Origin of the sequence: Streptomyces sp. NPDC014891 (assembly GCF_043081085.1) — a bacterium.
Classification (GTDB): Bacteria; Actinomycetota; Actinomycetes; order Streptomycetales; family Streptomycetaceae; genus Streptomyces.
Genome location: NZ_JBIBWF010000001.1, coordinates 947,953 through 970,018, shown reverse-complemented (window position 1 = coordinate 970,018; position 22,066 = coordinate 947,953). Strand labels below are relative to the sequence as shown.

Genomic DNA, 22,066 nt, shown 5'->3' with positions numbered 1-22,066 from the left:
CGTTTTCGAGTGTCCACACTGTCCTGCGGACCCCGGGAGTTGTCAAGAATGAATATTCGTTTTAGGTTCGTGGCATGGCTCGTGTCTCCCAGGAACACCTCGACGCCCGGCGGCGCCAGATCCTCGACGGGGCGGGGCGCTGCTTCGCGCGCAACGGCTTCCACGCCACGTCGATGCAGGACGTGCTGGGCGAGGTCGGCCTGTCGGCCGGCGCCGTCTACCGGTACTTCCGCGGCAAGGACGAGATCATCGCGGCCATCGCGTCCGAGGCGTTCGCCGGGATCCGGGGCGCCTTCGAGGAGGCGTCCCGGACCACCCCGCCCCCCACTCCCGACGTGCTGATCGGCGCGGTCTTCCGGCTCTTCCTGGAGGAGCGGATCGAGGGCGCCGACGGGCAGGCCTTCGCCCGGCTGATCATCCAGGTGTGGACGGAGACCCTGCGCAACGAGCAGCTGGCGAAGACCCTCGGGGACGGGTACCACGGCATGCGGGTCGCCTGGACGGACCTGGTCGCCGTGTACCGCGAGAGCGGCGTCCTCTCCGCCGACGTCCCGGCCGACCACCTGGCCCGCACGCTCATCGCCGTCGTCCAGGGTTTCATCGCCCAGCAGGCCCTCTTCGGGGACGTCTCCGTCGAGGTCCTGGAGGACGGTCTGCGCGGACTGATGGCCATGTCCGTCGATCCGGTCGGACGATCATGAAAGAGCAAAGCCGCAGTTAACGAGCCGGAAAAACTTCCGCCCTAACGTGCAATGTCTGGCCGCGAGCCGCATCTCCGCAGTTCAACAAGGTGTTGACGGTCGGTAGGGTCCGCAGCTGCCGGGTGTCCCGGTCGACGACTGTGAGGTGGAAGAGTGCAACTGAGCCCGCACGAACAGGAACGCCTGCTCATCCATGTGGCCGCCGACGTGGCCGTCAAGCGCCTGGCCCGCGGCGTGCGCCTCAACCACCCCGAGGCCGTCGCCCTGCTCACCTCCCACGTCCTCGAAGGCGCCCGGGACGGCCGTACCGTCGCCGAACTCATGGCCTCGGGACGCAAGGTGCTCACCCGCGACGACGTCATGGAGGGCATCCCCGAGATGATCCACGACGTCCAGGTCGAGGCCACCTTCCCGGACGGCACCAAGCTCGTCACCCTCCACGACCCCATCGTCTGAACGGGCCGCGCAGATGATCCCCGGAGAGATCCTGTACGCGGAGGGACCCGTGACCCTCAACGAGGGCCGCCCCGTCACGCGACTGACCGTGCTCAACGCCGCCGACCGGCCCGTCCAGGTCGGCTCCCACTACCACTTCGCCGAGGTCAACCCCGGCCTGGACTTCGATCGCGCCGCCGCGCACGGCCTGCGGCTGCACATCGCCGCCGGCACCGCGGTCCGCTTCGAGCCGGGCATCCCGGTCGAGGTCGAGCTCGTCCCGCTCGCCGGCCGCCGGATCGTGCCCGGCCTGCGCGGCGCGACCGCGGGCCCGCTCGACCGGACCCCCGCCGGGGCCCGGGGCGACGCGGCCGCCGAGCCTTCCCGAGCCGAGGGGGCCGACCGTGCCTGACCTGCAACGCGCCGTCCACGCCGACCTGTTCGGCCCCACCACCGGCGACCGCATCCGGCTCGCCGACACCGACCTCCTCGTCGAGATCGAGGAGGACCGCAGCGGCGGCCCCGGCCGGGCCGGCGACGAGGCCGTCTTCGGCGGCGGCAAGGTGATCCGCGAGTCGATGGGACAGGCCCGCACCACCCGGGCCGAGGGCGCCCCCGACACGGTGATCACCGGCGCCGTGGTCATCGACCACTGGGGCGTCGTCAAGGCCGACATCGGCATTCGGGACGGCCGGATCACCGCCCTCGGCAAGGCCGGCAACCCCGACACCATGGACGGCGTCCACCCCGACCTCGTGATCGGCCCCGAGACCGAGATCATCGTCGGCAACGGCCGGATCGTCACGGCCGGAGCCGTCGACGCCCATGTCCACTTCATCTCGCCGACCGTCGTCGAGCAGGCCCTCGCCACCGGCGTCACCACCCTCGTCGGCGGCGGAACGGGACCGGCCGAGGGTACCAAGGCCACCACGGTCACCCCCGGCCCCTGGCACACGGCCCGCATGTTCGAGGCCCTGGACGGCTTCCCCGTCAACATCGGCCTGCTCGGCAAGGGCAACACCATGTCCCGGGAGGCCATGCACTCCCAACTGCGCGGCGGGGCCCTGGGGTTCAAGATCCACGAGGACTGGGGGGCGACCCCCGCCGTGATCGACGCCTGCCTCCGGGTGTGCGAGGAGACCGGCGCCCAGCTCGCCATCCACACGGACACCCTCAACGAGGCCGGATTCGTCGGCGACACCCTCGCCGCCATCGCCGGACGGACCGTCCACGCGTACCACACGGAGGGCGCCGGCGGCGGGCACGCGCCCGACATCATCACCGTGGTCTCGGAGCCGTACATCCTGCCCAGCTCCACCAACCCGACCCGGCCGCACACCGTCAACACCATCGAGGAACACCTCGACATGCTGATGGTCTGCCACCACCTCAACCCGGCCGTCCCCGAGGACCTCGCCTTCGCCGAGTCCCGGATCCGGCCCTCCACCATCGCCGCCGAGGACGTCCTGCACGACCTGGGCGCCATCTCGATCATCTCCTCCGACTCCCAGGCCATGGGCCGTATCGGCGAGGTGGTCCTGCGCACCTGGCAGACCGCCCACGTCATGAAGAAGCGCTGCGGAGCCCTGCCCGGGGACGGCCGCGCCGACAACCACCGCGCCCGCCGCTACGTCGCCAAGTACACGATCAACCCGGCCGTCGCCCAGGGCATGGACCACCTCATCGGCTCCGTCGAACCCGGGAAGCTCGCCGACCTGGTGCTCTGGGAACCCGCCTTCTTCGGGGTCAAGCCGCTCAGCGTCCTCAAGGGCGGCCAGATCGCCTACGCCCAGATGGGGGACGCCAACGCCTCCATCCCCACCCCCCAGCCCGTCCTGCCCCGGCCCATGTTCGGCGCGCTCGGCAAGGCCGCGGCGGCCGGCTCGGTCAACTTCGTCGCCCAGGCGGCGATCGAGGACGACCTCGCACAACGCCTGGGCCTGAACAAGGAGTTCACCCCGATCCGCAGCACCCGCCGGGTCTCCAAGTCGGACATGAGGCAGAACGACGCGATGCCCCGGGTCGAGGTCGACGCCGACACCTTCACGGTCACGATCGACGGCGACGCGGTCGAACCCGCACCCGCCGCCGAACTGCCCATGGCCCAGCGTTACTTCCTCTTCTGATGACACAGCGCGCCGCACTCCTCGTGCTCGCCGACGGCCGGTTCCCCGCCGGCGGGCACGCCCACTCCGGCGGTGCCGAGGCCGCGGTCAGGGCCGGCCGCATCCGGGACGCCGCCGGACTGGAGGCCTTCTGCCGCGGCCGGCTGCACACCACCGGCCTCACCTCCGCGGCGCTGGCCGCCGCGGCGGCCCTCGGACTCGACCCGGTCGACCTCGACGCGGCGGCCGACGCCCGCACCCCGTCGCCCGCCCTGCGCACCGCCGCCCGCCGGCTCGGACGCCAGCTGATGCGGGCCGCCCGCGCCGCCTGGCCCTGCGCCGAACTCGACGCGCTCGCCGCCGCGTTCCCGCGCGGCGCCCACCAACCGGTCGTCCTCGGCGTCGCCGCCCGCGCCGCCGGGCTCGGGCCCGAGGACGCCGCCCACTGCGTCGCGTACGAGACGGTCGGCGGCCCCGCCACCGCGGTGGTCCGCCTGCTGGGCCTGGACCCCTTCCAGGCCACCGCCGTCCTCGCCCGCCTCGCCCCCGCCATGGACCTCGTCGCCGAGGAGGCGGCGCGCGCCGCACGGCAGGGCGTCGACGCCCTGCCCGCGGCCTCCGCGCCCCTCCTCGACATCACCGCGGAGCAGCACGCCTCCTGGCCCGTCCGCCTCTTCGCCTCCTGACCCCTGGAGTTCTCCCATGCACCTCGACCACGGCCACACCCACCACGGCGCCGTCTCCGCCGACGCCCACCGCCCCGACGGCACCCGCCGTGCCCTGCGCATCGGCCTCGGCGGACCGGTCGGCTCGGGCAAGACCGCCACCGTCGCCGCCCTCTGCCGGCTCCTGCGCGACACCCTCTCCCTCGCCGTCGTCACCAACGACATCTACACCCGCGAGGACGCCGAGTTCCTGCTCCGCAACGCCGTCCTGCCGCCCGAGCGGATCCAGGCCGTGGAGACCGGGGCCTGCCCCCACACCGCCATCCGCGACGACATCTCCGCCAACCTCGAAGCCGTCGAAGAGCTCGAGGACGCCGTCGGCCCGCTCGACCTCATCCTCGTCGAGTCCGGCGGCGACAACCTCACCGCCACCTTCTCCAAGGGGCTCGTCGACGCCCAGATCTTCGTCATCGACGTGGCCGGCGGCGACGACATCCCGCGCAAGGGCGGCCCCGGCGTCACCACCGCCGACCTCCTCGTCGTCAACAAGACCGACCTCGCCCCCTACGTGGGCTCCGACCTGGAGCGGATGGCGCGCGACGCCAAGGAGCAGCGCGGCGACCTGCCCGTGGCCTTCACCTCGCTGCGCGCCGAGGGCGGCGTCGCCCCGGTCGCCGACTGGGTCAGGGCGCAGCTCGGGGCCTGGACCGCGTGAGCCTGCGCGCCACCGCGCGGCTCACCGCCGACGCCGACGGCGGCCTGCCGCTGCTCGTGAGCGACGGGCCCCTCGCGCTCCGCCGGACCAGGGCCTCCGGCCCGTACACCCGGGTCACCGTCGTCGGCGCGATGAGCGCGCCGCTCGGCGGGGACCGGCTCGCCGTCGAGACCGAGGTGCGGGCCGGGGCGCGGCTCCTCGTCGACTCGGCGGCCGCCACCCTCGCCCTGCCGGGCCGGAGCGCCGAACCCGCCGCGTACGACGTCCGGATCGGCGTCGGGGAGGACGGGGTGCTCCGCTGGCTGCCGGAGCAGGTGGTCTCGGTCCGCGGCTCCGACCTGCGGATGCGGACCGTCGTCGAGCTGGCCGCCACGGCCCGCCTGGTGCTCCGCGAGGAGCAGGTCCTCGGCCGCCACGGGGAGCCGCCCGGCACCCTCGTCACGCGCCTCACCGTCCGGCGTGCCGGGCGGCCCCTCCTGGACCAGGAGCTGGCCTTCGGTCCGGGCGCCCCCGGGGGCTGGGACGGCGGCGCGGTCCTCGGCGGTCATCGGGCCACCGGTCAACTCCTCGTCGTCGACCCGGCCTTCGAGGAGAAGCCGGTCCACCCGCGGCTGATCGGCGAGCACGCCGCCGTCACCCCGCTCGCCGGCCCGGCGGCCCTGGCCACCGCCGTCGCCCCGGACGCCCTGGCGCTGCGGCGCCTGCTCGACGACGCCCTGTCCGAACTCGCCCCGTTCTGAGGCTGTTCGGACGGTCTGTGGCGGTGCGGTGAGGTCACCGCTGAGCGGTACACCGTTCACCGGTTATTGGTTCGGCAAAGAAACACGTGCTCGCCCTTTCATCGGGAGGCTCCCGGACGAAAGGATCCCCCGGACAGCCAACACACAGCGCCGCCACGGGGGGTGGCGCTCCTCCTGGGGGAGTACACGTTGAGACGTACGGCAATGCTCGGCTCGGCCGGCACCCTGATAGCGGGCACGCTCGTCGCGGGCGCGCTCGCGGCCCCGGCGGCGAACGCCGACAGCAACCGCCACCTGCGCGACGCCGAGTCGATCGGTGTCGCCGTCGCCGCGGCGCGCGCCGCCCAGGCGGGCATCGACTGGCAGGACTGTCCGGCCGACTGGGGCCTGGAGAAGCCGATCCAGTGCGGCTGGGTCACCGTCCCCGTCGACTACGCCAAGCCCAACGGTAAGAAGATCAAGATCGCGGTCGACCGGATCAACGCCACCGGCACCCCCTCCGAGCGGCAGGGCGCGCTCCTCTACAACCCCGGCGGCCCCGGCGGCTCCGGCCTGCGCTTCCCGCGCCGGGTCACCACCAAGAACGCCATCTGGGCGGGCGCCGCCAAGGCCTACGACTTCGTCGGCTTCGACCCGCGCGGCGTCGGCAAGTCCGCCCCCATCTCCTGCGTCGACCCCGCCGAGTTCGTCAAGGGCCCCAAGCCCGACCCGGTCCCCGACAGCGAGGCCGACAAGCGCGCGCAGCGCAAGCTCGCCGCCGAGTACGCCCAGGGCTGCGCCGAGAAGAGCGGCGACATGCTGCCCTTCATGACCACGCCCAACACCGCCCGCGACCTCGACGTCATCCGCGCCGCCCTCGGCGAGAAGAAGCTCAACTTCGTCGGCGTCTCCTACGGCACGTACCTGGGCGCGGTCTACGGCACCCTCTTCCCGACCCACGTCCGCCGCATGGTCCTCGACAGCGTCGTGAACCCCTCGACCCGGAAGATCTGGTACGAGGTCAACCTCGACCAGGACATCGCCTTCGAGGGCCGGCTCAAGGACTGGATGACCTGGGTCGCCCGGAACGACGCCACCTACCACCTCGGCGACACCCTCGCCGAGGTCCAGCAGCAGTGGGTGACCCTGCGGGCCGCCGCCAAGAAGGCGCCCCTCGGCGGCAAGGTCGGCCCGGCCGAACTCATCGGCTTCTTCCAGAACGCGCCCTACTACGACTCCATGTGGGCCCCGGTGGCCGAGGCCTGGAGCGCGTACGCCGCGGGCGACCCGCAGCCGCTCATCGACAACGCGGCCTCGGACCCCACCGACACCGCCGGCAACGCCGCCTCGGAGAACGGCAACGCCGTCTACACCGCGGTCGAGTGCGCCGACGCCCCGTGGCCGACCAGCTGGAAGACCTGGGACCGGGACAACAGCCGGCTCCACCGGAAGTACCCCTTCATGACCTGGGCCAACGCATGGATGAACCTGCCGTGCGCCACCTGGTCCGCGCCCCGCCAGCGCCCGACCGAGGTCAAGACCGGCAAGGGCCTGCCGCCGGTGCTCATCGCCCAGTCCGAGCGCGACGCCGCCACCCCGTACGCCGGCGCCGTCGAGCTGCACAAGCGGTTCAAGGGCTCGCGCCTGATCACCGAGCGGGACGCCGGCTCGCACGGCATCACCGGCCTGGTCAACCCCTGCCTCAACACCAAGGTCGAGGCCTACCTGCTGACCGGCAAGCTGGACGCCAGGGACCAGACCTGCGCCCCGCACGCCACCCCGACGCCGTGACCGGCTGACGGCCCGGTGGGGGCGGGACGACCGTCCCGCCCCCACCGGGGTCACCCCCGGGAGGCCAGCCAGGCGTCCTCCGCCGCGTAGTCGAACAGGTCCACCCCGTACTTCGCGAGTCCCGGGAAGGCCTCCCGCCACTCCCGTCCCGCGAGCCGCTCGGTCAGCCACGCGACCGTCTCCGGCAGCGCGTCGGCGTACGACACCACCGGCCGGTACCCCAGCTCCCGCTCCGCCGCAGCCATGTCGTAGACCACGGACCGCGGGGCCGTCCACGGGGTGGCCCCCACGACGTCCCCCGGCGGCGCGCCCTCGATCAGCACCGTCTCGCTCTCGAAGCCCATGACCGCGTCGACCGCCGCCCCGATCTCCGCGACCGTCGGCGCCTCCGGATCCCCGCCGTTGAGCACCCGGCTGCCCGGACTCGCCGCCGCCAGCCGGACGAGCTCCGCGAGGTTGTCCACGTGCACCGGGTGGAACCGGGACGCCCCGCCGTACGCCAGGGGGCGCACCGCCCGCCCGTCGAGGACCCGCTTCACGAACCACAGCTCGCGCGGCCCGGGGGAGTACGGCCCGTGGATCGCGCCGGGCCGCAGCACCGTCGTCGGCAGCGCCGGGCCGGCCGCGAGCACCTCCCGCTCCAGCGCCACCTTCCGCGTGCCGTAGGTGCCGTCGCCGGGCGCCACCGTCCGCCAGTCCTCCGGGATGGGCAGCGGGTAGTCGGGGAAGCCGTCCGGCCGGTCCTGGGTGTCGAAGCTCCGTCCCCGCGCGTCCTCGTAGACGGCGCCGCTGGACACCACCACCGCCGACCCGATCCGGTCCGCGAGCCCCGTCACCTGCCGCCCGTGCCCCGCGTCGTACCCGACGACGTCCACCAGCACGTCGCAGCCCTCGCCCAGTCCGGCCGCGAGCGCGCCGTCCTCGTTCCGGTCGAGCGCCACCGACCGGACCTCGTCCGGCCACCTCGCGTCCCTGCCGCCGCCCCGCGAGGCGGCCGTCACCTCCCAGCCGTCCGCGACGAGCGCCCGCACGGCCGCCCGCCCCACCTGTCCCGACCCACCCAGCACGAACACGGTTCCCTTGGTCATGATCGTGACGCTACGGCCGCCCGGCGCGGCGGCCCAGCGGTTTGCGCCGAGCGCGGATCCGCTCACAGCGTCCGCCGCCCGGGAACCCCGGGCCGCGGCTCAGTCGTCCGCCCGCGGCTCCGCCGCCTTCACGTCGGCCGCGTAGGCGTCCACGTACTCCTGTCCGGACAGCCGGAGGATCTCGTACATGATCTCGTCGGTCACCGCGCGGACCACGGTCCGCTCGCCCGCCGACCCGGCGAAGCGGGAGAAGTCCAGGGGCTCCCCGAACCGGATGGTGACCCGGCGGATCCTCGGCACCACCTTGCCCGGCGGCTGGATCTCGAAGGTCCCCACCATCGCGCAGGGCACCACGGGCACCCCGGCCGTCAGCGCCATCACCGCCACGCCCACCTTGCCCTTGTAGAGCCGGCCGTCGTGCGAGCGGGTCCCCTCCGGGTAGATGCCGAGCAGCTCACCCCGGTCCAGCACCCCGAGCCCCTCCCGGATCGCCGCCTTGCCCGCCTCCTTGCCCGAGCGGTCGACCGGAATCTGCCCGGCCGCCCGGAAGAACGCGGCCGTGAGCCGGCCCTTGATCCCCGGCCCCGTGAAGTACTCCTGCTTCGCAAGGAACGTGATCCGCCGGTCGAGCACCACCGGCATCAGGAAGTGGTCGGAGAAGGACAGATGGTTCCCCGCGACGATCGCGGCCCCTTCTTCCGGGATGTGTTCGAGACCTTCGATCCGCGGCCGGAAGAGCAGCCTCAGCAGCGGTCCCAGCAGTACGTACTTCATCAGGTGGTAGAACACCCGCGACCCCCGTTCGTCGTCCGTCATGCCCGTTGTACGCGCGCACGCGCCCGTGGTCCACTGGTGGGGGAGCGTCATGATGACCGGCGAGCGAGGAATCGGACGCCCCGGCCGCGTCCTCACCGCGCTGCTGTGCGCGGTGGCGGCGGCCGGGCTCTACGGCTGCTCCGACGCGGGACGGCCGGAGCCGTCCCCCACGCCCACGCCCGTACCCGCCACCACCGCGCCGCCGCCCACGACGGCGCCGCCGGCCACGACCCCTCCCGCCGCCTCCGGCCTCTCCCCGTTCACCGGGCTCCCGGCCCGGTCCGCCCCCGTCCTCGCTGTCAAGATCGACAATGTGGCCGCGGCCCGCCCGCACACCGGGCTCGGCGACGCCGACGTCGTCTACGTCGAGCAGGTCGAGGGCGGCGTGACCAGGCTCCTCGCGGTCTACTCCTCCCGCCTGCCCGAGCGCGTCGGACCCGTCCGCAGCGCCCGCGAGTCCGACGTGGAGCTGCTCGCCGCCTTCGGCCGCCCGGTCCTCGGCTACTCGGGCGCCCAGTCCGCCCTCGACCCGCTCCTGCGCGCCGCGCCCCTGGACCCCGTCACCGAGTCCACCAGCCCCGGCGCCTTCCGCCGCTCGGCGGACCGGGCCGCCCCGCACAACCTGTACCTGCGCCCCGGGCGGGCCCTCGACACCGTGGCCGCGCCCCAGGAGGCCCGGGACATCGGCTTCCGCTTCGGCCCCGCCCCGGCCGGCGGCACCGCGGTCCCGGCCGAGACCGTCCGCTACCCGGCCGCCCGCTACACCTTCACCTGGTCCGCCTCCGACCGGACCTGGCGGGTGGCGATGGACGGCCGGCCGGCCCGCGACACCGCCACGGGGCCCCTCGCGCCGTCCACCGTGGTCGTGCAGCACGTCACCGTCCGCCCGTCCCGCTTCCACGACGTCACCGGCGCGGTCTCGCCGTACACCGAGACCGTCGGGAGCGGCACCGCGACGGTCCTGCGCGACGGGCGCGCGTACCCGGCGCGCTGGTCCCGTACGGCGGCGGCGTCGGGCACCGCGTTCACGACCCCGGACGGCGCGCCGCTGGCCTTCGCACCGGGGCAGGTCTGGGTGGTCCTCGCACCGCGCGGCTGACCACGCGGCACCCCGGCCCGACGGGCTCAGGGGCTTGCCGGCCCGGGACCGGCCGGCGGGCGGCGGCGCGGTCCCGCCGAAGCCGCGCTGTCCGACGCGGCGAGGCCGATCGTCGCCACCGCGAGCACCACCGAGCCGAACCAGAGCCATCCGCTGCTGCCGAGCGCGACCGTGTACGCGGTCGTGAGCACCACCGCGGCGCAGGTGAGCACCGCCATCGTCTTCGTGCCACCGGACATGAGTCCGCCCTCCTCCCGACCGAGGTCGTGGAAGCCGTCCAGCCCATCGTGACCCCCCAGGCGGGGCGCGCGCTACTCCCCGGACGCTCCGGCGTGCGCCGGACATGCCGCCGGGCCCGGCTCCGGACCCCGTACGAGGTCCCGCGCCGGGCCCGGAAAGGGGCCGCTCACCGCACGCCGGGCGTCACCGCCGGGCCTGGAGCGAGGCGAGGTACGCGTTGTACGCCTCCAGCTCCTTGTCCCCGTCCCGGTCGGCGGCCCGGTCCTTGCGGACCGCCTGCCGCTGCTCGGAGTGGTACCACTGGTAGACCAGCGCGATCAGCACCAGCACCGACGGGATCTCGCTGAACGCCCAGGCGATGCCGCCGGCCGCGTTCTGGTCGGTGAGCGCGTCGATGCCCAGCGAGGCCGGCGGGTTCTGGTACGCCTTCACCATCGGCTCCGAGGCCATCATCAGAGCGATGCCGAAGAAGGCGTGGAACGGCATGCCCGCGAACAGCTCCAGCATCCGCATCACGTAGCCCGGCCGGTGCGGGCCCGGGTCGACGCCCATGATCGGCCAGAAGAACACCACGCCGACCATCAGGAAGTGCACCATCATGCCGATGTGACCCGGCTTCGAGCCCATCAGGAAGTCGAACAGCGGGGTGAAGTAGAGCCCGTAGAGGCTCGCGATGAACATCGGGATCGTGAAGCCCGGGTGCGTGATCACCTTCATGTACCGGCTGTGCAGCAGCTTCAGGAGCAGCTCGCGCGGGCCGGTCGAGCCGCGGCCCGCCACCGGCAGCGCCCGCAGGGCCAGCGTGACCGGCGCGCCGAGCAGCAGCAGGATCGGCGACAGCATGGAGATCACCATGTGCTGGACCATGTGCACGCTGAACATGACCATGCCGTAGTCGTTGAGCTTGGTGCACATGACGAGCGCGATCGTCAGCACGCCGACCGTGAAGAACACCGTCCGGCTCACCGGCCACGCGTCCCCGCGGCCGCGCAGCCGCGCCACGCCCCAGCCGTACAGACCGAGCGCCGCGAGGCAGCCGATCAGGAAGAAGGGGTCGGGAGAGAACTCCAGCCCCCGTCCCAGCGTGAACGGCGGCAGATCCATGGTCATGCCGTGCCCGCTGTGATCCATCGTGTGCACTCCTGGAGCCCGATTCGCGCTTGTTGTCCGCACCAGACTAGAACCGCCCCCGGCCGCGACTGCGACCGGGGGCGGTGTCGTGCGCGCGCGTCCGCGCGGGTGTGCGTCAGATCACGCACTCGGCCTCTGCGTAGCGGTCGGCGGGGACCGTCTTGAGGCTCTCCACGGCCTGGGCCAGCGGGACCATGGTGATGTCCGTGCCGCGCAGGGCCGTCAGCATGCCGAACTCGCCGCGGTGGGCGGCCTCGACCGCGTGCCAGCCGAAGCGGGTCGCGAGGACGCGGTCGTACGCGGTCGGGGTGCCGCCGCGCTGGACGTGGCCCAGGATCACGGGACGGGCCTCCTTGCCGAGGCGGCGCTCCAGCTCGACGGACAGCTGGTTGGCGATCCCGGTGAACCGCTCGTGGCCGTAGATGTCCGTGCCCGCGGTCTTGAAGTCCATCGAGCCCTCACGGGGCTTGGCGCCCTCGGCGACGACCACGATCGCGAACCGCTTGCCGGCCTCGAACCGCTCGCCCACCCGGGCCGTCAGCTCGTCCATGTCGAAGGGGCGCTCGGGGACGACCACGGCGTGCGCGCCGGCGGCCATGCCGGAGTGCAGCGCTATCCAGCCGGTGTGACGGCCCATGACCTCGACGACCAGGACGCGCTGGTGCGACTCGGCGGTGGTCTTCAGCCGGTCGAGGGCCTCGGTGGCGACGGTCACGGCCGTGTCGAAGCCGAAGGTCACGTCGGTGGAGGCGATGTCGTTGTCGATCGTCTTGGGGACGCCGACGATCGGGAGACCCGCCTCGGAGAGCAGGTTCGCGGCCTTGAGGGTGCCCTCGCCGCCGATCGGGATGATCGCGTCCAGCCCGAGGTCCGCCACGTGGCCGCGGGCGCGCTCGACGCCGTCGACCAGGTGCGCCGGCTGGACCCGCGAGGAGCCGAGGATGGTGCCGCCGCGGGCCAGGATGCCGCCGACCGCTTCGAGGTCGAGCTTGCGGTAGTCGCACTCCAGCAGGCCCTTCCACCCGTCGTGGAAGCCGATGACCTCGTCGCCGTGGTCGACGACGGCGCGGTGCACGACGGATCGGATGACAGCGTTCAGACCGGGGCAGTCTCCGCCGGAGGTGAGCACGCCAATGCGCATAGCCCGAAAACCTTTGCAACGTGGGCCGACTCCCGGACCACGTCGTCCGGCTGGATCCCCGCCACCCTATCGTCGCAGGGTGGCGGGGCCGAACCGGATGTCCGCACAGTGGACAACGTACGTTCGTACGAGAGGCCGCCGGAGCCGTGCGTGCCGCCTCTCCGGGCCCGTCCGGCGCGGGCCGTCCGGACCGCTACGCGGGCTGCGTGGCGGCCGCGATGCGCTCGGCGCGCAGCGCCTCGTACCAGCGGTCGTCCGTCGGCGGCAGCGCGTTCACGTCGAGGGCCAGCTTCAGGAGCAGGTCCGCGATCTGCGGGTTGCGGGCCATGACGGGACCGTGCATGTACGTACCGAAGACGGTGTCGTTGTACGCGCCCTCGGTGCCGTCGCCGGTCCCGTTGCCGTTCCCGAACACCGTCCGCGCGAACGGCCGGGCGGTCGGGCCGAGATGGGTGATGCCCTGGTGGTTCTCGAACCCGGTCAGCTGGGGGAGGCCGAGGCGCGGGTCGATGTCGCCGAGGACGTCGCCGACGCAGCGGGCGCCCTCGCCGCGGGTCGTGGTGACGTCGAGCAGGCCGAGGCCCGGCTGCCGCTCGCCGACGTCGTTGACGAACTCGTGCCCCAGGATCTGGTATCCGGCGCAGACCGAGAAGATGATCGCGCCGTTCGAGGCGGCCCGGGACAGGCCGCCGTCCCGGAGCAGCCGTTCGGCCGCGAGCCGCTGCGGGCGGTCCTCGCCGCCGCCGATCAGGTAGATGTCGCCCGAGGTCGGCACCGGCTGGTCGCTGCGGACGTCGACGCGCTCGACGCTGAGGCCGCGCTGTTCGGCACGGCGCTGGACGACGAGCACGTTGCCCTGGTCGCCGTAGGTGCTGAGCAGGTCCGGGTAGACCCAGACCAGGCGCAGGCTGCTGTCACTCATGCTGCAAGTCCTCTACGGGTCAGTTGCCGACGCGGCGGCGGACGTCCTGGAAGGCGGTGTAGTTGGCGATCAGCTCGATCTGCCCGGGCGGGGCCATCGCGACGGCCTCGTCCAGCGTCTCGCAGACGCGGAAGTCCACACCCGCGACCTCCAGGCGGACCGCGAGGTCCAGCCGGCGGTCGCCGATCACCATGATCGGGTGCCCGGCGAGCCGGCCGTAGTCCACGTCCCACAGCCAGGAGGTGTCCGTGCCGTCGGCGCCGCGGGCGTTGACGGAGAGGATCACCGGGGCCGGCGGTCCGTCGATGAGCGAGAACGTCTCCAGCCAGCCGGCCGGGTTCTTGGCGAGCAGCAGGCGCAGCTCACGGCCCTGGAAGGACACCACGTCGTAGCGTCCGGCGACGGCCTGCACCGCGTACATGCGCTCCAGGGCGACCTGCGGCGGCACCCCGAAGACGGCGGCGACGGCGGCGGAGGTCGCGGCGTTCGCCTTGTTGGCGCGGCCGGGCAGCTGGAGCCGGATCGGCCAGGCGGAGCCGTGCGGGTCGAGCACGTGGTCGCCGCTGAGCGCCCAGCTCGGGGCGGGGCGGCGGAAGCCGCACTCGCCGCAGAACCAGTCGTCGCCCGGGCGCTGCATCACACCGCCGCAGGCGGGGCACGACCAGGCGTCGTCCTTCCACTCCTGGCCGGCGGCGACCCACACCACGTTCGGCGAGGAGGAGGCGGCCCACACGATGAGCGGGTCGTCGGCGTTCGCGACGACGACGGCCTTCGTCCCGTTGAGGCCCTCGCGCCACTTCTCGGCGAGCATCCGGGTCTCGGCGGCGCGGTCGAGCTGGTCGCGGGAGAGGTTGAGCAGCGCGATCACCTTGGGCGTGGTGTCGCGGGCGACGCCGGCCAGGTACTTCTCGTCGACCTCGATGACGCCGTACTTGGAGTCCGAGCCGCCGGCCAGCGCCGAGGTGATGCCCGCGGGCATGTTGGCGCCGAGGGCGTTCGAGACGACCGGGCCGGCGGCGCGCAGGGCCTCCGCGATCAGCCGGGTCGTGGTGGTCTTGCCGTTGGTCGCGGACACCAGGACGACGTCCAGATGCTGGGCGAGCCGGCCGAGGAGGTCGGGGTCGAGCTTCAGCGCCACCTTGCCGCCGATCACCGATCCGCTGCCGCGCCCCGCCGCACGCGACACCGCGGCCGCGGCCCTGCCCGCCGTCACGGCCAGCTTGGCGCGCGGCGACAGCGGCTCTGGATTACCGGGGTGTCCTGACATCGTTCTTGTTCCTCCTTGCGTCGGTCCGGGCTCAGCCTATCGAGATCCGGCCAGCAGCCCGAACAGCGGCACCGTGGTGAGACACCCGAAACAGCCAGGTCACGGCGGACCGTACCCTTACGGCCATGCGAAACCGCCCCATCCCCGGCAGTTCCGGCCTGGTCCGAGCGATGACTCTCCTCGGCGACCCCGTCCTGCACACGCCCTGCGCGCCCGTCACCGACTTCGGGCCCGAACTCGCCCGGCTCGTCGAGGACATGTTCGCCACGATGTACGCGGCGAACGGCGTCGGCCTGGCGGCGAACCAGGTGGGCGTCGGCCTGCGGGTCTTCGTGTACGACTGCCCGGACGACGAGGAGACCCGCCACCTGGGGCACGTCGTGAACCCGCGCCTGGTCGAGGCGGACGGCGACGTCGTGCGGGGCCCCGAGGGCTGCCTCTCCCTGCCGGGGCTCGAAGCCCCGACGCCCCGTTACGACCGGGCGGTGGTCGAGGGGGTGCGCCTGGACGGCACGCCGGTCCGGGTGGAGGGCACGGGCTTCTTCGCCCGCTGCCTCCAGCACGAGGCGGACCATCTGGACGGCGGGGTCTACGCGGACCACGTCACGGGGTGGCGCAAGTCACGTCTGATCCGCGCGGTCCGCAAGCAGCCGTGGGGCGGCGGGGTCGGGGTGCTGGAGACCTGAGGCCCCTGCGGGGCGGCGGTGGCGGAGGCCCGAGGGCCGCGCCCGCAGTGCCCCGGGGTCCGACGGCACCGGCGGGAGTCCGGCCCGGGCCCGAGGGCGGCGTCGCCCCTCGCCGGGCCGGAGCCGAGGGCGGCGTCGCCCCTCGCCGGGCCGGTCCCGGCGAGACGCCCCCTAGAACCCCGGTCCGCCGGGGCGGTCGGACGCCTGGGCGAGGCGGCCCCAGAGGAGGTCGGCCAGGCTGCGCACGAGTTCGGCGCGCGAGCAGGGGCGCTCGCCGAGCCACCAGTCGCCGGCCGCGTGCATCATGCCGACGATGCCGTGCCCCCAGATCCGGGCCTGGGCCTCGGCGCCGGGGCCCAGGTCGATGCGCTCGGCGATGACCTGGCCGAGCTCCTCGCCCATGCGCCGGAGCAGCGGGGCGGAGTGGCGGCCGACGTCGAAACCCTGCTCGGCCTGGTGGGATTCCTCGGCGGGGTGCATGAGGAAGCGGTAGACCTGGGGCATCGCCTCGATCGAGGCGAGGTAGGTGTCGAGGGTGGATTCGACGCGGCGGCGGCGGTCGGACGGCGCGTCGAGGGCGGACCGCAGGGCGGCGAGGAGGGCGTCCGTGTGGCGGATGGCGAGAGCGCGGTAGAGGCCGCCCTTGTCGCCGAAGTGGCGGTAGAGGATCGGCTTGGTGATGCCGGCCTCCGCCGCGATCGCGTTCATGGAGGCCTTGGGGCCGTCCCGGAGCACCACCCGGTCCGCCGCCTCCAGCAGTTCGCGTCGCCGCTGCTCGGCGGGCGTCTGCTGGTCGGTGGTCCGGTGTGCGATGTCCATGTGCGTGTCTCCCCGCCCGTGCGATTCGTGAGGCTGTCGCAACGTAACACCCGGCCGGTGTCCGGTGCCGGTCGGCCGAACCGCTCCACCGCAGGTTGACAGCCCGTACCGACCGGTAACAGACTGGTGTTACCGCAAGTAACGTACTGCTGGGAGGGAATATGGGCGAGTTCACGCTCGAACTCAACGATGACCAGAAGCAGGTCCGCGACTGGCTCCACGGCTTCGCCGCCGACGTGATGCGCCCCGCGGCCGCCGAATGGGACGAGCGTGAGGAGACTCCCTGGCCGATCATCCAGGAAGCGGCGAAGATCGGCATCTACTCGCTCGACTTCTACGCCCAGCAGTTCTTCGACCCCACCGGCCTCGGCATCCCCATGGCCATGGAGGAGCTCTTCTGGGGGGACGCCGGCATCGCCCTCTCCATCGTCGGCACCGGCCTCGCCGCCGTCGGCGTCCTCGCCAACGGCACCGAGGAGCAGATCGGCGCCTGGGTCCCGCAGATGTACGGCGACGCGAACGACGTCAAGGTCGCCGCGTTCTGCTCGTCCGAGCCCGACGCCGGATCGGACGTCGCCTCGATGCGCACCCGCGCGGTCTACGACCAGGCCACCGACGAGTGGGTGCTCAACGGCACCAAGACCTGGGCCACCAACGGCGGCATCGCCAACGTCCACGTGGTCGTCGCGGTCGTCGACCCGGAGCTCGGCTCCAAGGGCCACGCCTCCTTCATCGTGCCCCCGAACACCCCCGGCCTCTCCCAGGGGCAGAAGTTCCAGAAGCACGGCATCCGCGCCTCCCACACCGCCGAGGTCGTCCTGGAGGACGTCCGCGTCCCCGGCCACTGCCTCCTCGGCGGCAAGGAGAAGCTGGACGAGCGGCTGGCCCGGGCCCGCGAGAAGGCGAAGGCCGGCGGCGAGCGCGTCAAGAACGCCGCCATGGCCACCTTCGAGGCCTCCCGCCCGGCGGTCGGCGCCATGGCGGTCGGCACGGCCCGCGCCGCCTACGAGGTCGCCCTCGACTACGCGCGGACCCGCGTCCAGTTCGGCCGCCCGATCATCGAGAACCAGGGCGTCGCCTTCCAGCTCGCCGACATGGCCACCCAGATCGACGCCGCCCGCCTCCTGGTCTGGCGCGCCTCCTGGATGGCGACCGCCGGCAGGCCCTTCACCGCCGCCGAGGGCTCGATGTCCAAGCTGTACGCGAGCGAGGTCGCGAAGAAGGTCACCGCCCAGGCGATCCAGATACTCGGCGGCAACGGCTACACCCGCGAGTACCCGGTGGAGCGCATGCACCGCGACGCGGCCATCTACACGATCTTCGAGGGCACCAGCGAGATCCAGCGCATGGTGATCAGCCGGGCCATCGCCAAGTAGCCGGTCCCACACCGGATCCGGCCCGGTTCCGCACGGCGGGCGCGGCGCCGGCCCGGTCGTGCGGAACGCTCCCGGCGGGCCGGCGGCTGCTCGTACAGTGAGGCCATCCGCCCGCGTCCGCACACCGACGCGGCACCCGTACCCGGCGCGCCGCACCGGGGCGGACGCCATCCGGAGGGTCCCGTGGACGAACTGATCGCCTTCCTCACGGCTCGCTACGACGAGGAGACCGCGGCCGCGGCACGGCTCGGCGACACCGGGGAAGGCCTCCATCCGTGGGAGATCGTCCGGGAGGAGTCCGGGGACGGCGGCGGCCGAGCGTACCTGAGGGTCGCCCGGGCGCGCGTCCTGACGGAGATCCTCGCGAAGCGACAGCTGCTCGCGGCCTCGGCCGTCACCTGCCCGCCCGCGTGCGGCCGGGACGGCGAGCACCTGTTCGGCGGGTCGTGCGCGCTCCGCTGGATGGGACCGGTCGAGGAGGCGGACGGCCGGCGCTGGATCCGGGACGACACGGGCGCCCGGTTCACGGCCCCACCGGTGACGCCGGACTGGACCCTCCGCGTCCTCGCCCTGCCGTACGCCGGGCACCCGGCCTACCGCGCGGAGTGGCGCCCCTAGGGGCCGTCTTGCCGATCAGGCCTGATCAGGCGCCGGGCGCCGCGATCACCCCTGGACCGGTACGGCCCGTCTAGGCGGCGAGCCCCTGGTCCGTCTGCGTCGCCTCGGCCCACGCGGCCACGAGTACCTGATAGATCCGCTGCTCGTCGGCGGTCAGTGCGCGGCGCTGCTCGCCGGCGCGCGCCCACAAGGTGCGGATGGCGTCGTTCAGGGCTTCGGGGCTCGGGGTCTCTCTGTGGCGATCGGACATGCGTACAAGGCTAGGCCCAGGGAGCGGTGAACCGTGCACCATTCGAGCGTGCGTTCCGCCACGCTCCGGCGTTCGGCGGCCCCGTTCCGGCCGTCCGGGGCGGGGTGGCGGGCCGCTCGCCGGCCGCCCCGCGGCACCGCGGGGCGGGCCGGTGGTGTCGGTCACGTGGTGTCCGACACGTCCGCCGCGACTCCCGGCCCGCTCCGGAGGGCGCCCTCAGACCAGGCAGAACTCGTTGCCCTCGGGGTCCTGGAGGACCACCGCGTAGTAGTCCATGCCGTTCGGCTCGTCCATCGTGTACAGGATCGTCGCGCCCAGGGCCGTGAGCCGCGCCACCTCGCCGTCCACCCGCTCCCGGCGCACCGCGAGCGGGACCCCGCGGCCGCCCCCGACCTTCAGGTCCAGGTGGACGCGGTTCTTGACGGTCTTAGGCTCCGGGACGCGCTGGAACCACACCCGGGGACCGGTGCCCGCCGGGTCCACGATGGACTCCGGGAGCTCCCCGGCGTCCCCGCCCAGTTCGTCCTCGGGGACGCCGATCGCCTCCCAGTACGCCCGCCAGGTGGCGTGGCCCTCCGGCGGCGGATCCGGCACGTAGCGCAGGGCCTCCAGCCAGAACGGCACCAGCCGCTGCGGGTCCGCGCAGTCGATCGTCAGTTGCAGGGTCATCTCGGGTCGCTCCATGCGGCGAGCCTCCCAGACGGCACTGACAACCGCCCGGTTCGAGCCGACCGGCCGGATTCGGCCCGCCGTTCGAGCATCCCTACCGGTGGGTCACCCGCTGCGGGACAATCACCCGTCAGGCGACGATCGAGGGGAACGTTCATGGCCACCACCACCGGTACCGAGGCGCCCGAACTCACGGGACTCCCGCTGCTCGGCTCCCTGTTCGACCTCAAGAACGACTCCCTGGGCACCTTCCTCCGCGCCCGCCGGGACCACGGCGACGTCGTGCGGATCTCCGCCGGCCCGCCCGGGATCCGCACCACCGTCTACGGCGTCTTCTCCGCCGCGGGCGCGCAGCAGGTCCTCGCCGGCGAGTCCGCCAACTTCCGCAAGGACAACGCCTTCTACCAGGAGGTCCGGGAGTCCTTCGGCAACGGACTGCTCACCAGCCAGGACGAGGACTACCTCCGCCAGCGCCGGCTCGTCCAGCCCCTCTTCACCCGCCGCCGCGTCGACGGCTACGCCGCCGCCGTCGCCGCGGAGACCACGACCCTCATCGAGGAGTGGCGGGACGCCGGCGCCGGCACCGTCGACGTCCTCCAGGCCATGACGCGCCTCTCCCTGCGCGCCGTCGCCCGCATCCTCTTCGGCACCGACGTCGACGCGGCCGTCGAGATCGTCGAGGACAACTTCCCGGACGTCGGCGCGTACGTCCTGCGCCGCGGCTACTCGCCGCTCAACGTCCCCCGCGACTGGCCCACCCCGGGCAACCGCCGCGCCGCCACCGTCCACCGGGCGCTCTACGAGGTCTGCGACCGCATCATCGCCGAGCGCCGGAGCTCCGGCGGCGCCCCCGGGGACGGACAGGACCTGCTGACCCTCCTCGTCGAGGCCGAGAGCGCCGAGGACGGCAGCTTCGACGCGACCGAACTGCGCGAGCAGGTCCTCGTCTTCCTGCTCGCCGGTCACGAGACCACCGCCACCTCGCTCGGCTTCGCCCTCCACCTGCTCGCCCTCCACCCGGAGGAGCGGAAGCGGGCCCACGAGGAGGTCGACCGCGTGCTGGCCGGCCGCACCCCCGGGGCCGGGGACCTCGACGCGCTGCCGTACGTCACCCGGGTCCTGAAGGAGGCCATGCGGCTCTTCCCGGCCGCCCCGGTCATCGGCCGCCGGGCCGTCGAGGCCACCGTGGTCGGCGGCGTCGCGATCCCGGCGGGCGCGGACGTCATCGTCGCCCCCTGGGTCACGCACCGGCACCCGGACTACTGGGAGGACGCGGAGCGCTTCGACCCCGACCGCTTCACGCCCGAGGCGGAGGCCGCCCGCCCCCGCTACGCCTGGTTCCCCTTCGGCGGAGGCCCGCGGGCCTGCATCGGCCAGCACTTCTCGATGCTGGAGTCGGTGATCGCCCTGGCGATGATCCTCCAGCGCCACGACCTGGAGGCCGTCGACACGGTGGTCCCCGTGGCCCCCGCCATCACCCTCCAGGCAGCGGGCCCGGCCCGCTGCCGCCTCACGCCGAGACGGCCCTGACCGGTGCCGCAGGGGCTGGAAGGTCCCTCCTCGCGCCGCCCGCCGCTCGGCCGGGGGGTCGTCCCCGGTTCAGTCCTTGCGGCGGCCGCCCAGGTGGAGGGCGCGCAGGGCCGCTTCCAGGGCGAAGCGGTGGTCGGGGTCGAGGAGGCGGTCGCCGAAGTGGCTGTCCAGGTTCCGCAGCCGGTAGCGGACCGTCTGGGCGTGGACGCCGAGGAGTTCACCGACCTGTTCGGCGGGCGCCCGGGTGGAGACGTGGACCCGCAGGGTCTCGATCAGCCGGTCGCGCCGGGTCCCGGACAGCTCGTCGAGCGGGGCGAGTTCGCGGCGGGCCAGCTGGTCCACCAGGGCCGGGTCCGCGAGCAGCCACAACGTTGTCAGGTGCTCCTCGCAGTGCACCAGCGGCGCGTCGGCGACCACGCCGTCGTCGATGAGCTGGAGGACCCGGCGGCCCCAGCGGAGGGAGTGGGCGGCCTGCGCCGGCGGCACCGTCAGGCCGACGACGGCCGACGTGCCGGCCAGGGCGGAGCCGAGCATCGCGAGGCGGTCGGCGGTGAGCGGGCCGGGGATCAGCAGGTACGGCTGGGGGAGGCTGAGGTCGGCGAGGACGTCCCGGTCCAGCCCCGCCTGGACGAGCTCGGCGAGCGGCGGACGCAGGGCGACCAGCGTGCACTCGGCGGGGAGCTCCCAGGAAGCGTCCCGGCACAGTTCGGCGATCGTCGCGCGGGGCAGCGGCGGCCCGGCGACGACCAGGTGGAGTAACTGTCTTCGCAGTGCGGCCACATCGGACACCGCGCGGGTCTGCACCATGACGTAGCCCTCGCGCGACAGGGCCTCCAGCTCGTCGACGTACGCGAAGAGGGCGTCCGCGAAGGCGAGGATGAGGGTGGGGGAGAGGTTGTACGTCCGGCCGATGATCTTGGCCCGGCGCAGGGCGACGCGCGCGCCGAGGCGGTAGGCGCCCAGTAACGTGTCGAGGTCGCGGCCCTCGTAGGCCTCCACCCGGCCGAACTTGCGGAGCAGTTCGTCGCGGAGCGCCGAGTTGGTGCCGGGGTCGGCCACCCGTTCCACGAAGGCGGCGAGCGCCTGCTCGACGCCCTGGCGGATCGCGTCCGAGTGCGGCCCGTTGAAGAGGTGGGCGTACACGGGGTAGGTCCGCTGGACCTCCATGCCGATCTCCTTGATGAGGCCGGGTATCTCCGGCCTCATCAGGGCGGCGAACTCCCTGGGGAGCGGTTCGAGCGGTTCACCGATGTCCGGCGACTGGGTGATTGCGGGCATGAACC

24 protein-coding genes are annotated in these 22,066 nt (G+C 73.4%); 13 read left to right on the top strand and 11 right to left on the bottom strand.

The features are described from left to right. The first annotated feature begins 74 nt into the window (after positions 1 to 74). From ACF09E_RS04025 to ACF09E_RS03990, 8 genes are all read left to right on the top strand, one after another. Entirely contained in the window at positions 75 to 701 is a 627-nt protein-coding gene (locus ACF09E_RS04025) for a TetR/AcrR family transcriptional regulator (RefSeq protein WP_392203718.1), read from the top strand. A gap of 153 nt (positions 702 to 854) precedes the next feature. Continuing rightward, the gene (locus tag ACF09E_RS04020; protein WP_361857021.1) at positions 855 to 1,157 is read left to right on the top strand and encodes an urease subunit gamma; all 303 of its coding nucleotides are present in this window, start codon (positions 855 to 857) and stop codon (positions 1,155 to 1,157) included. 13 nt (positions 1,158 to 1,170) lie between these two features. Continuing rightward, a complete protein-coding gene (locus ACF09E_RS04015) occupies positions 1,171 to 1,548 on the top strand; it encodes an urease subunit beta (RefSeq protein ID WP_392203717.1) in 378 nt (125 codons plus the stop codon). After that, on the top strand, positions 1,541 to 3,262 hold the full coding sequence (locus ACF09E_RS04010; RefSeq protein ID WP_392203716.1) for an urease subunit alpha: 1,722 nt from the start codon (positions 1,541 to 1,543) through the stop codon (positions 3,260 to 3,262). Before ACF09E_RS04015 ends, ACF09E_RS04010 begins: the two co-directional genes overlap by 8 nt. After that, positions 3,262 to 3,927, top strand: coding sequence for an urease accessory protein UreF (locus ACF09E_RS04005; RefSeq protein ID WP_392203715.1), 666 nt, complete (start codon positions 3,262 to 3,264; stop codon positions 3,925 to 3,927). Before ACF09E_RS04010 ends, ACF09E_RS04005 begins: the two co-directional genes overlap by 1 nt. A gap of 16 nt (positions 3,928 to 3,943) precedes the next feature. Further along, positions 3,944 to 4,621 carry an urease accessory protein UreG gene (gene ureG / locus ACF09E_RS04000; RefSeq protein ID WP_392203714.1) on the top strand — a complete coding sequence of 226 codons (678 nt, stop codon included), beginning with the start codon at positions 3,944 to 3,946 and terminating at the stop codon, positions 4,619 to 4,621. Further along, the gene (locus ACF09E_RS03995; protein ID WP_392203713.1) at positions 4,618 to 5,361 is read left to right on the top strand and encodes an urease accessory protein UreD; all 744 of its coding nucleotides are present in this window, start codon (positions 4,618 to 4,620) and stop codon (positions 5,359 to 5,361) included. The genes ureG and ACF09E_RS03995 overlap by 4 nt, the downstream gene beginning before the upstream one ends. 189 nt (positions 5,362 to 5,550) lie before the next feature. Then, the gene (locus ACF09E_RS03990; protein ID WP_392203712.1) at positions 5,551 to 7,131 is read left to right on the top strand and encodes an alpha/beta hydrolase; all 1,581 of its coding nucleotides are present in this window, start codon (positions 5,551 to 5,553) and stop codon (positions 7,129 to 7,131) included. Between the two features lie 50 nt (positions 7,132 to 7,181). On the opposite strand, the gene ACF09E_RS03985 is transcribed toward ACF09E_RS03990, so the two are convergent. Then, on the bottom strand, positions 7,182 to 8,219 hold the full coding sequence (locus tag ACF09E_RS03985) for an NAD-dependent epimerase/dehydratase family protein (protein WP_392203711.1): 1,038 nt from the start codon (positions 8,217 to 8,219) through the stop codon (positions 7,182 to 7,184). Between the two features lie 99 nt (positions 8,220 to 8,318). After that, on the bottom strand, positions 8,319 to 9,008 hold the full coding sequence (locus ACF09E_RS03980) for a lysophospholipid acyltransferase family protein (RefSeq protein ID WP_392203869.1): 690 nt from the start codon (positions 9,006 to 9,008) through the stop codon (positions 8,319 to 8,321). Between the two features lie 79 nt (positions 9,009 to 9,087). Between ACF09E_RS03980 and ACF09E_RS03975 the strand changes: the two genes are divergently transcribed. Next, complete coding sequence (locus ACF09E_RS03975; RefSeq protein WP_392203868.1) at positions 9,088 to 10,134, top strand: DUF3048 domain-containing protein; 1,047 nt, start codon at positions 9,088 to 9,090, stop codon at positions 10,132 to 10,134. A 26-nt stretch (positions 10,135 to 10,160) separates the two neighbouring features. Here the strand turns inward: ACF09E_RS03975 and ACF09E_RS03970 are convergent, their stop codons facing one another. The 5 genes from ACF09E_RS03970 to ACF09E_RS03950 all read right to left on the bottom strand — a co-directional run bounded on the left by ACF09E_RS03970 (position 10,161) and on the right by ACF09E_RS03950 (position 14,835). Next, on the bottom strand, positions 10,161 to 10,373 hold the full coding sequence (locus tag ACF09E_RS03970; RefSeq protein ID WP_392203872.1) for a hypothetical protein: 213 nt from the start codon (positions 10,371 to 10,373) through the stop codon (positions 10,161 to 10,163). Positions 10,374 to 10,557: 184 nt separating this feature from the next. Beyond that, complete coding sequence (locus ACF09E_RS03965; protein WP_392203710.1) at positions 10,558 to 11,505, bottom strand: cytochrome c oxidase assembly protein; 948 nt, start codon at positions 11,503 to 11,505, stop codon at positions 10,558 to 10,560. Positions 11,506 to 11,620: 115 nt separating this feature from the next. Beyond that, positions 11,621 to 12,646, bottom strand: a complete 1,026-nt coding sequence (locus ACF09E_RS03960) for a 6-phosphofructokinase (RefSeq protein ID WP_361860094.1) — start codon at positions 12,644 to 12,646, stop codon at positions 11,621 to 11,623. Between the two features lie 193 nt (positions 12,647 to 12,839). Continuing rightward, positions 12,840 to 13,568, bottom strand: a complete 729-nt coding sequence (locus ACF09E_RS03955) for a glutamine amidotransferase (RefSeq protein WP_361860097.1) — start codon at positions 13,566 to 13,568, stop codon at positions 12,840 to 12,842. Between the two features lie 19 nt (positions 13,569 to 13,587). After that, entirely contained in the window at positions 13,588 to 14,835 is a 1,248-nt protein-coding gene (locus tag ACF09E_RS03950) for a MurT ligase domain-containing protein (protein WP_073902087.1), read from the bottom strand. 125 nt (positions 14,836 to 14,960) lie between these two features. Between ACF09E_RS03950 and def the strand changes: the two genes are divergently transcribed. Then, positions 14,961 to 15,521, top strand: a complete 561-nt coding sequence (gene def, locus ACF09E_RS03945) for a peptide deformylase (protein WP_392203709.1) — start codon at positions 14,961 to 14,963, stop codon at positions 15,519 to 15,521. A gap of 171 nt (positions 15,522 to 15,692) precedes the next feature. Here def and ACF09E_RS03940 read toward each other — a convergent pair whose 3' ends face one another. Beyond that, positions 15,693 to 16,340, bottom strand: a complete 648-nt coding sequence (locus tag ACF09E_RS03940; protein WP_392203708.1) for a TetR family transcriptional regulator — start codon at positions 16,338 to 16,340, stop codon at positions 15,693 to 15,695. Positions 16,341 to 16,501: 161 nt separating this feature from the next. Here ACF09E_RS03940 and ACF09E_RS03935 point away from each other — a divergent pair, with 161 nt between their 5' ends. Continuing rightward, complete coding sequence (locus ACF09E_RS03935) at positions 16,502 to 17,716, top strand: acyl-CoA dehydrogenase family protein (protein WP_392203707.1); 1,215 nt, start codon at positions 16,502 to 16,504, stop codon at positions 17,714 to 17,716. A gap of 183 nt (positions 17,717 to 17,899) precedes the next feature. After that, positions 17,900 to 18,334 (top strand): DUF6221 family protein, encoded by a 435-nt coding sequence (locus tag ACF09E_RS03930; protein ID WP_392203706.1) that lies wholly within the window; start codon positions 17,900 to 17,902, stop codon positions 18,332 to 18,334. 70 nt (positions 18,335 to 18,404) lie between these two features. On the opposite strand, the gene ACF09E_RS03925 is transcribed toward ACF09E_RS03930, so the two are convergent. Both ACF09E_RS03925 and ACF09E_RS03920 read right to left on the bottom strand, forming a co-directional pair. Then, positions 18,405 to 18,584, bottom strand: coding sequence for a hypothetical protein (locus ACF09E_RS03925; RefSeq protein WP_361860112.1), 180 nt, complete (start codon positions 18,582 to 18,584; stop codon positions 18,405 to 18,407). 216 nt (positions 18,585 to 18,800) lie between these two features. Then, entirely contained in the window at positions 18,801 to 19,268 is a 468-nt protein-coding gene (locus ACF09E_RS03920; protein ID WP_392203705.1) for a VOC family protein, read from the bottom strand. Between the two features lie 141 nt (positions 19,269 to 19,409). On the opposite strand from ACF09E_RS03920, the gene ACF09E_RS03915 reads away from it, so the two are divergent. Further along, positions 19,410 to 20,783 (top strand): cytochrome P450, encoded by a 1,374-nt coding sequence (locus tag ACF09E_RS03915; RefSeq protein ID WP_392203704.1) that lies wholly within the window; start codon positions 19,410 to 19,412, stop codon positions 20,781 to 20,783. 69 nt (positions 20,784 to 20,852) lie between these two features. Here the strand turns inward: ACF09E_RS03915 and ACF09E_RS03910 are convergent, their stop codons facing one another. Continuing rightward, positions 20,853 to 22,061, bottom strand: coding sequence for a helix-turn-helix domain-containing protein (locus ACF09E_RS03910; protein WP_392203703.1), 1,209 nt, complete (start codon positions 22,059 to 22,061; stop codon positions 20,853 to 20,855). Between the last annotated feature and the right edge of the window lie 5 nt (positions 22,062 to 22,066).

Excerpts from the sequence above, each read along its gene's own strand:
- ACF09E_RS04025 (WP_392203718.1), top strand. The coding sequence starts at position 75 with ATGGCTCGTGTCTCCCAGGAACACCTCGACGCCCGGCGGCGCCAGATC.
- ACF09E_RS04015 (WP_392203717.1), top strand. The coding sequence starts at position 1,171 with ATGATCCCCGGAGAGATCCTGTACGCGGAGGGACCCGTGACCCTCAAC.
- ACF09E_RS04005 (WP_392203715.1), top strand. The coding sequence starts at position 3,262 with ATGACACAGCGCGCCGCACTCCTCGTGCTCGCCGACGGCCGGTTCCCC.
- ureG (WP_392203714.1), top strand. The coding sequence starts at position 3,944 with ATGCACCTCGACCACGGCCACACCCACCACGGCGCCGTCTCCGCCGAC.
- ACF09E_RS03985 (WP_392203711.1), bottom strand. The coding sequence starts at position 8,219 with ATGACCAAGGGAACCGTGTTCGTGCTGGGTGGGTCGGGACAGGTGGGG.
- ACF09E_RS03975 (WP_392203868.1), top strand. The coding sequence starts at position 9,088 with ATGACCGGCGAGCGAGGAATCGGACGCCCCGGCCGCGTCCTCACCGCG.
- ACF09E_RS03970 (WP_392203872.1), bottom strand. The coding sequence starts at position 10,373 with ATGTCCGGTGGCACGAAGACGATGGCGGTGCTCACCTGCGCCGCGGTG.
- ACF09E_RS03965 (WP_392203710.1), bottom strand. The coding sequence starts at position 11,505 with ATGGATCACAGCGGGCACGGCATGACCATGGATCTGCCGCCGTTCACG.
- ACF09E_RS03960 (WP_361860094.1), bottom strand. The coding sequence starts at position 12,646 with ATGCGCATTGGCGTGCTCACCTCCGGCGGAGACTGCCCCGGTCTGAAC.
- ACF09E_RS03955 (WP_361860097.1), bottom strand. The coding sequence starts at position 13,568 with ATGAGTGACAGCAGCCTGCGCCTGGTCTGGGTCTACCCGGACCTGCTC.
- ACF09E_RS03950 (WP_073902087.1), bottom strand. The coding sequence starts at position 14,835 with ATGTCAGGACACCCCGGTAATCCAGAGCCGCTGTCGCCGCGCGCCAAG.
- def (WP_392203709.1), top strand. The coding sequence starts at position 14,961 with ATGCGAAACCGCCCCATCCCCGGCAGTTCCGGCCTGGTCCGAGCGATG.
- ACF09E_RS03940 (WP_392203708.1), bottom strand. The coding sequence starts at position 16,340 with ATGGACATCGCACACCGGACCACCGACCAGCAGACGCCCGCCGAGCAG.
- ACF09E_RS03935 (WP_392203707.1), top strand. The coding sequence starts at position 16,502 with ATGGGCGAGTTCACGCTCGAACTCAACGATGACCAGAAGCAGGTCCGC.
- ACF09E_RS03925 (WP_361860112.1), bottom strand. The coding sequence starts at position 18,584 with ATGTCCGATCGCCACAGAGAGACCCCGAGCCCCGAAGCCCTGAACGAC.
- ACF09E_RS03920 (WP_392203705.1), bottom strand. The coding sequence starts at position 19,268 with ATGGAGCGACCCGAGATGACCCTGCAACTGACGATCGACTGCGCGGAC.
- ACF09E_RS03915 (WP_392203704.1), top strand. The coding sequence starts at position 19,410 with ATGGCCACCACCACCGGTACCGAGGCGCCCGAACTCACGGGACTCCCG.
- ACF09E_RS03910 (WP_392203703.1), bottom strand. The coding sequence starts at position 22,061 with ATGCCCGCAATCACCCAGTCGCCGGACATCGGTGAACCGCTCGAACCG.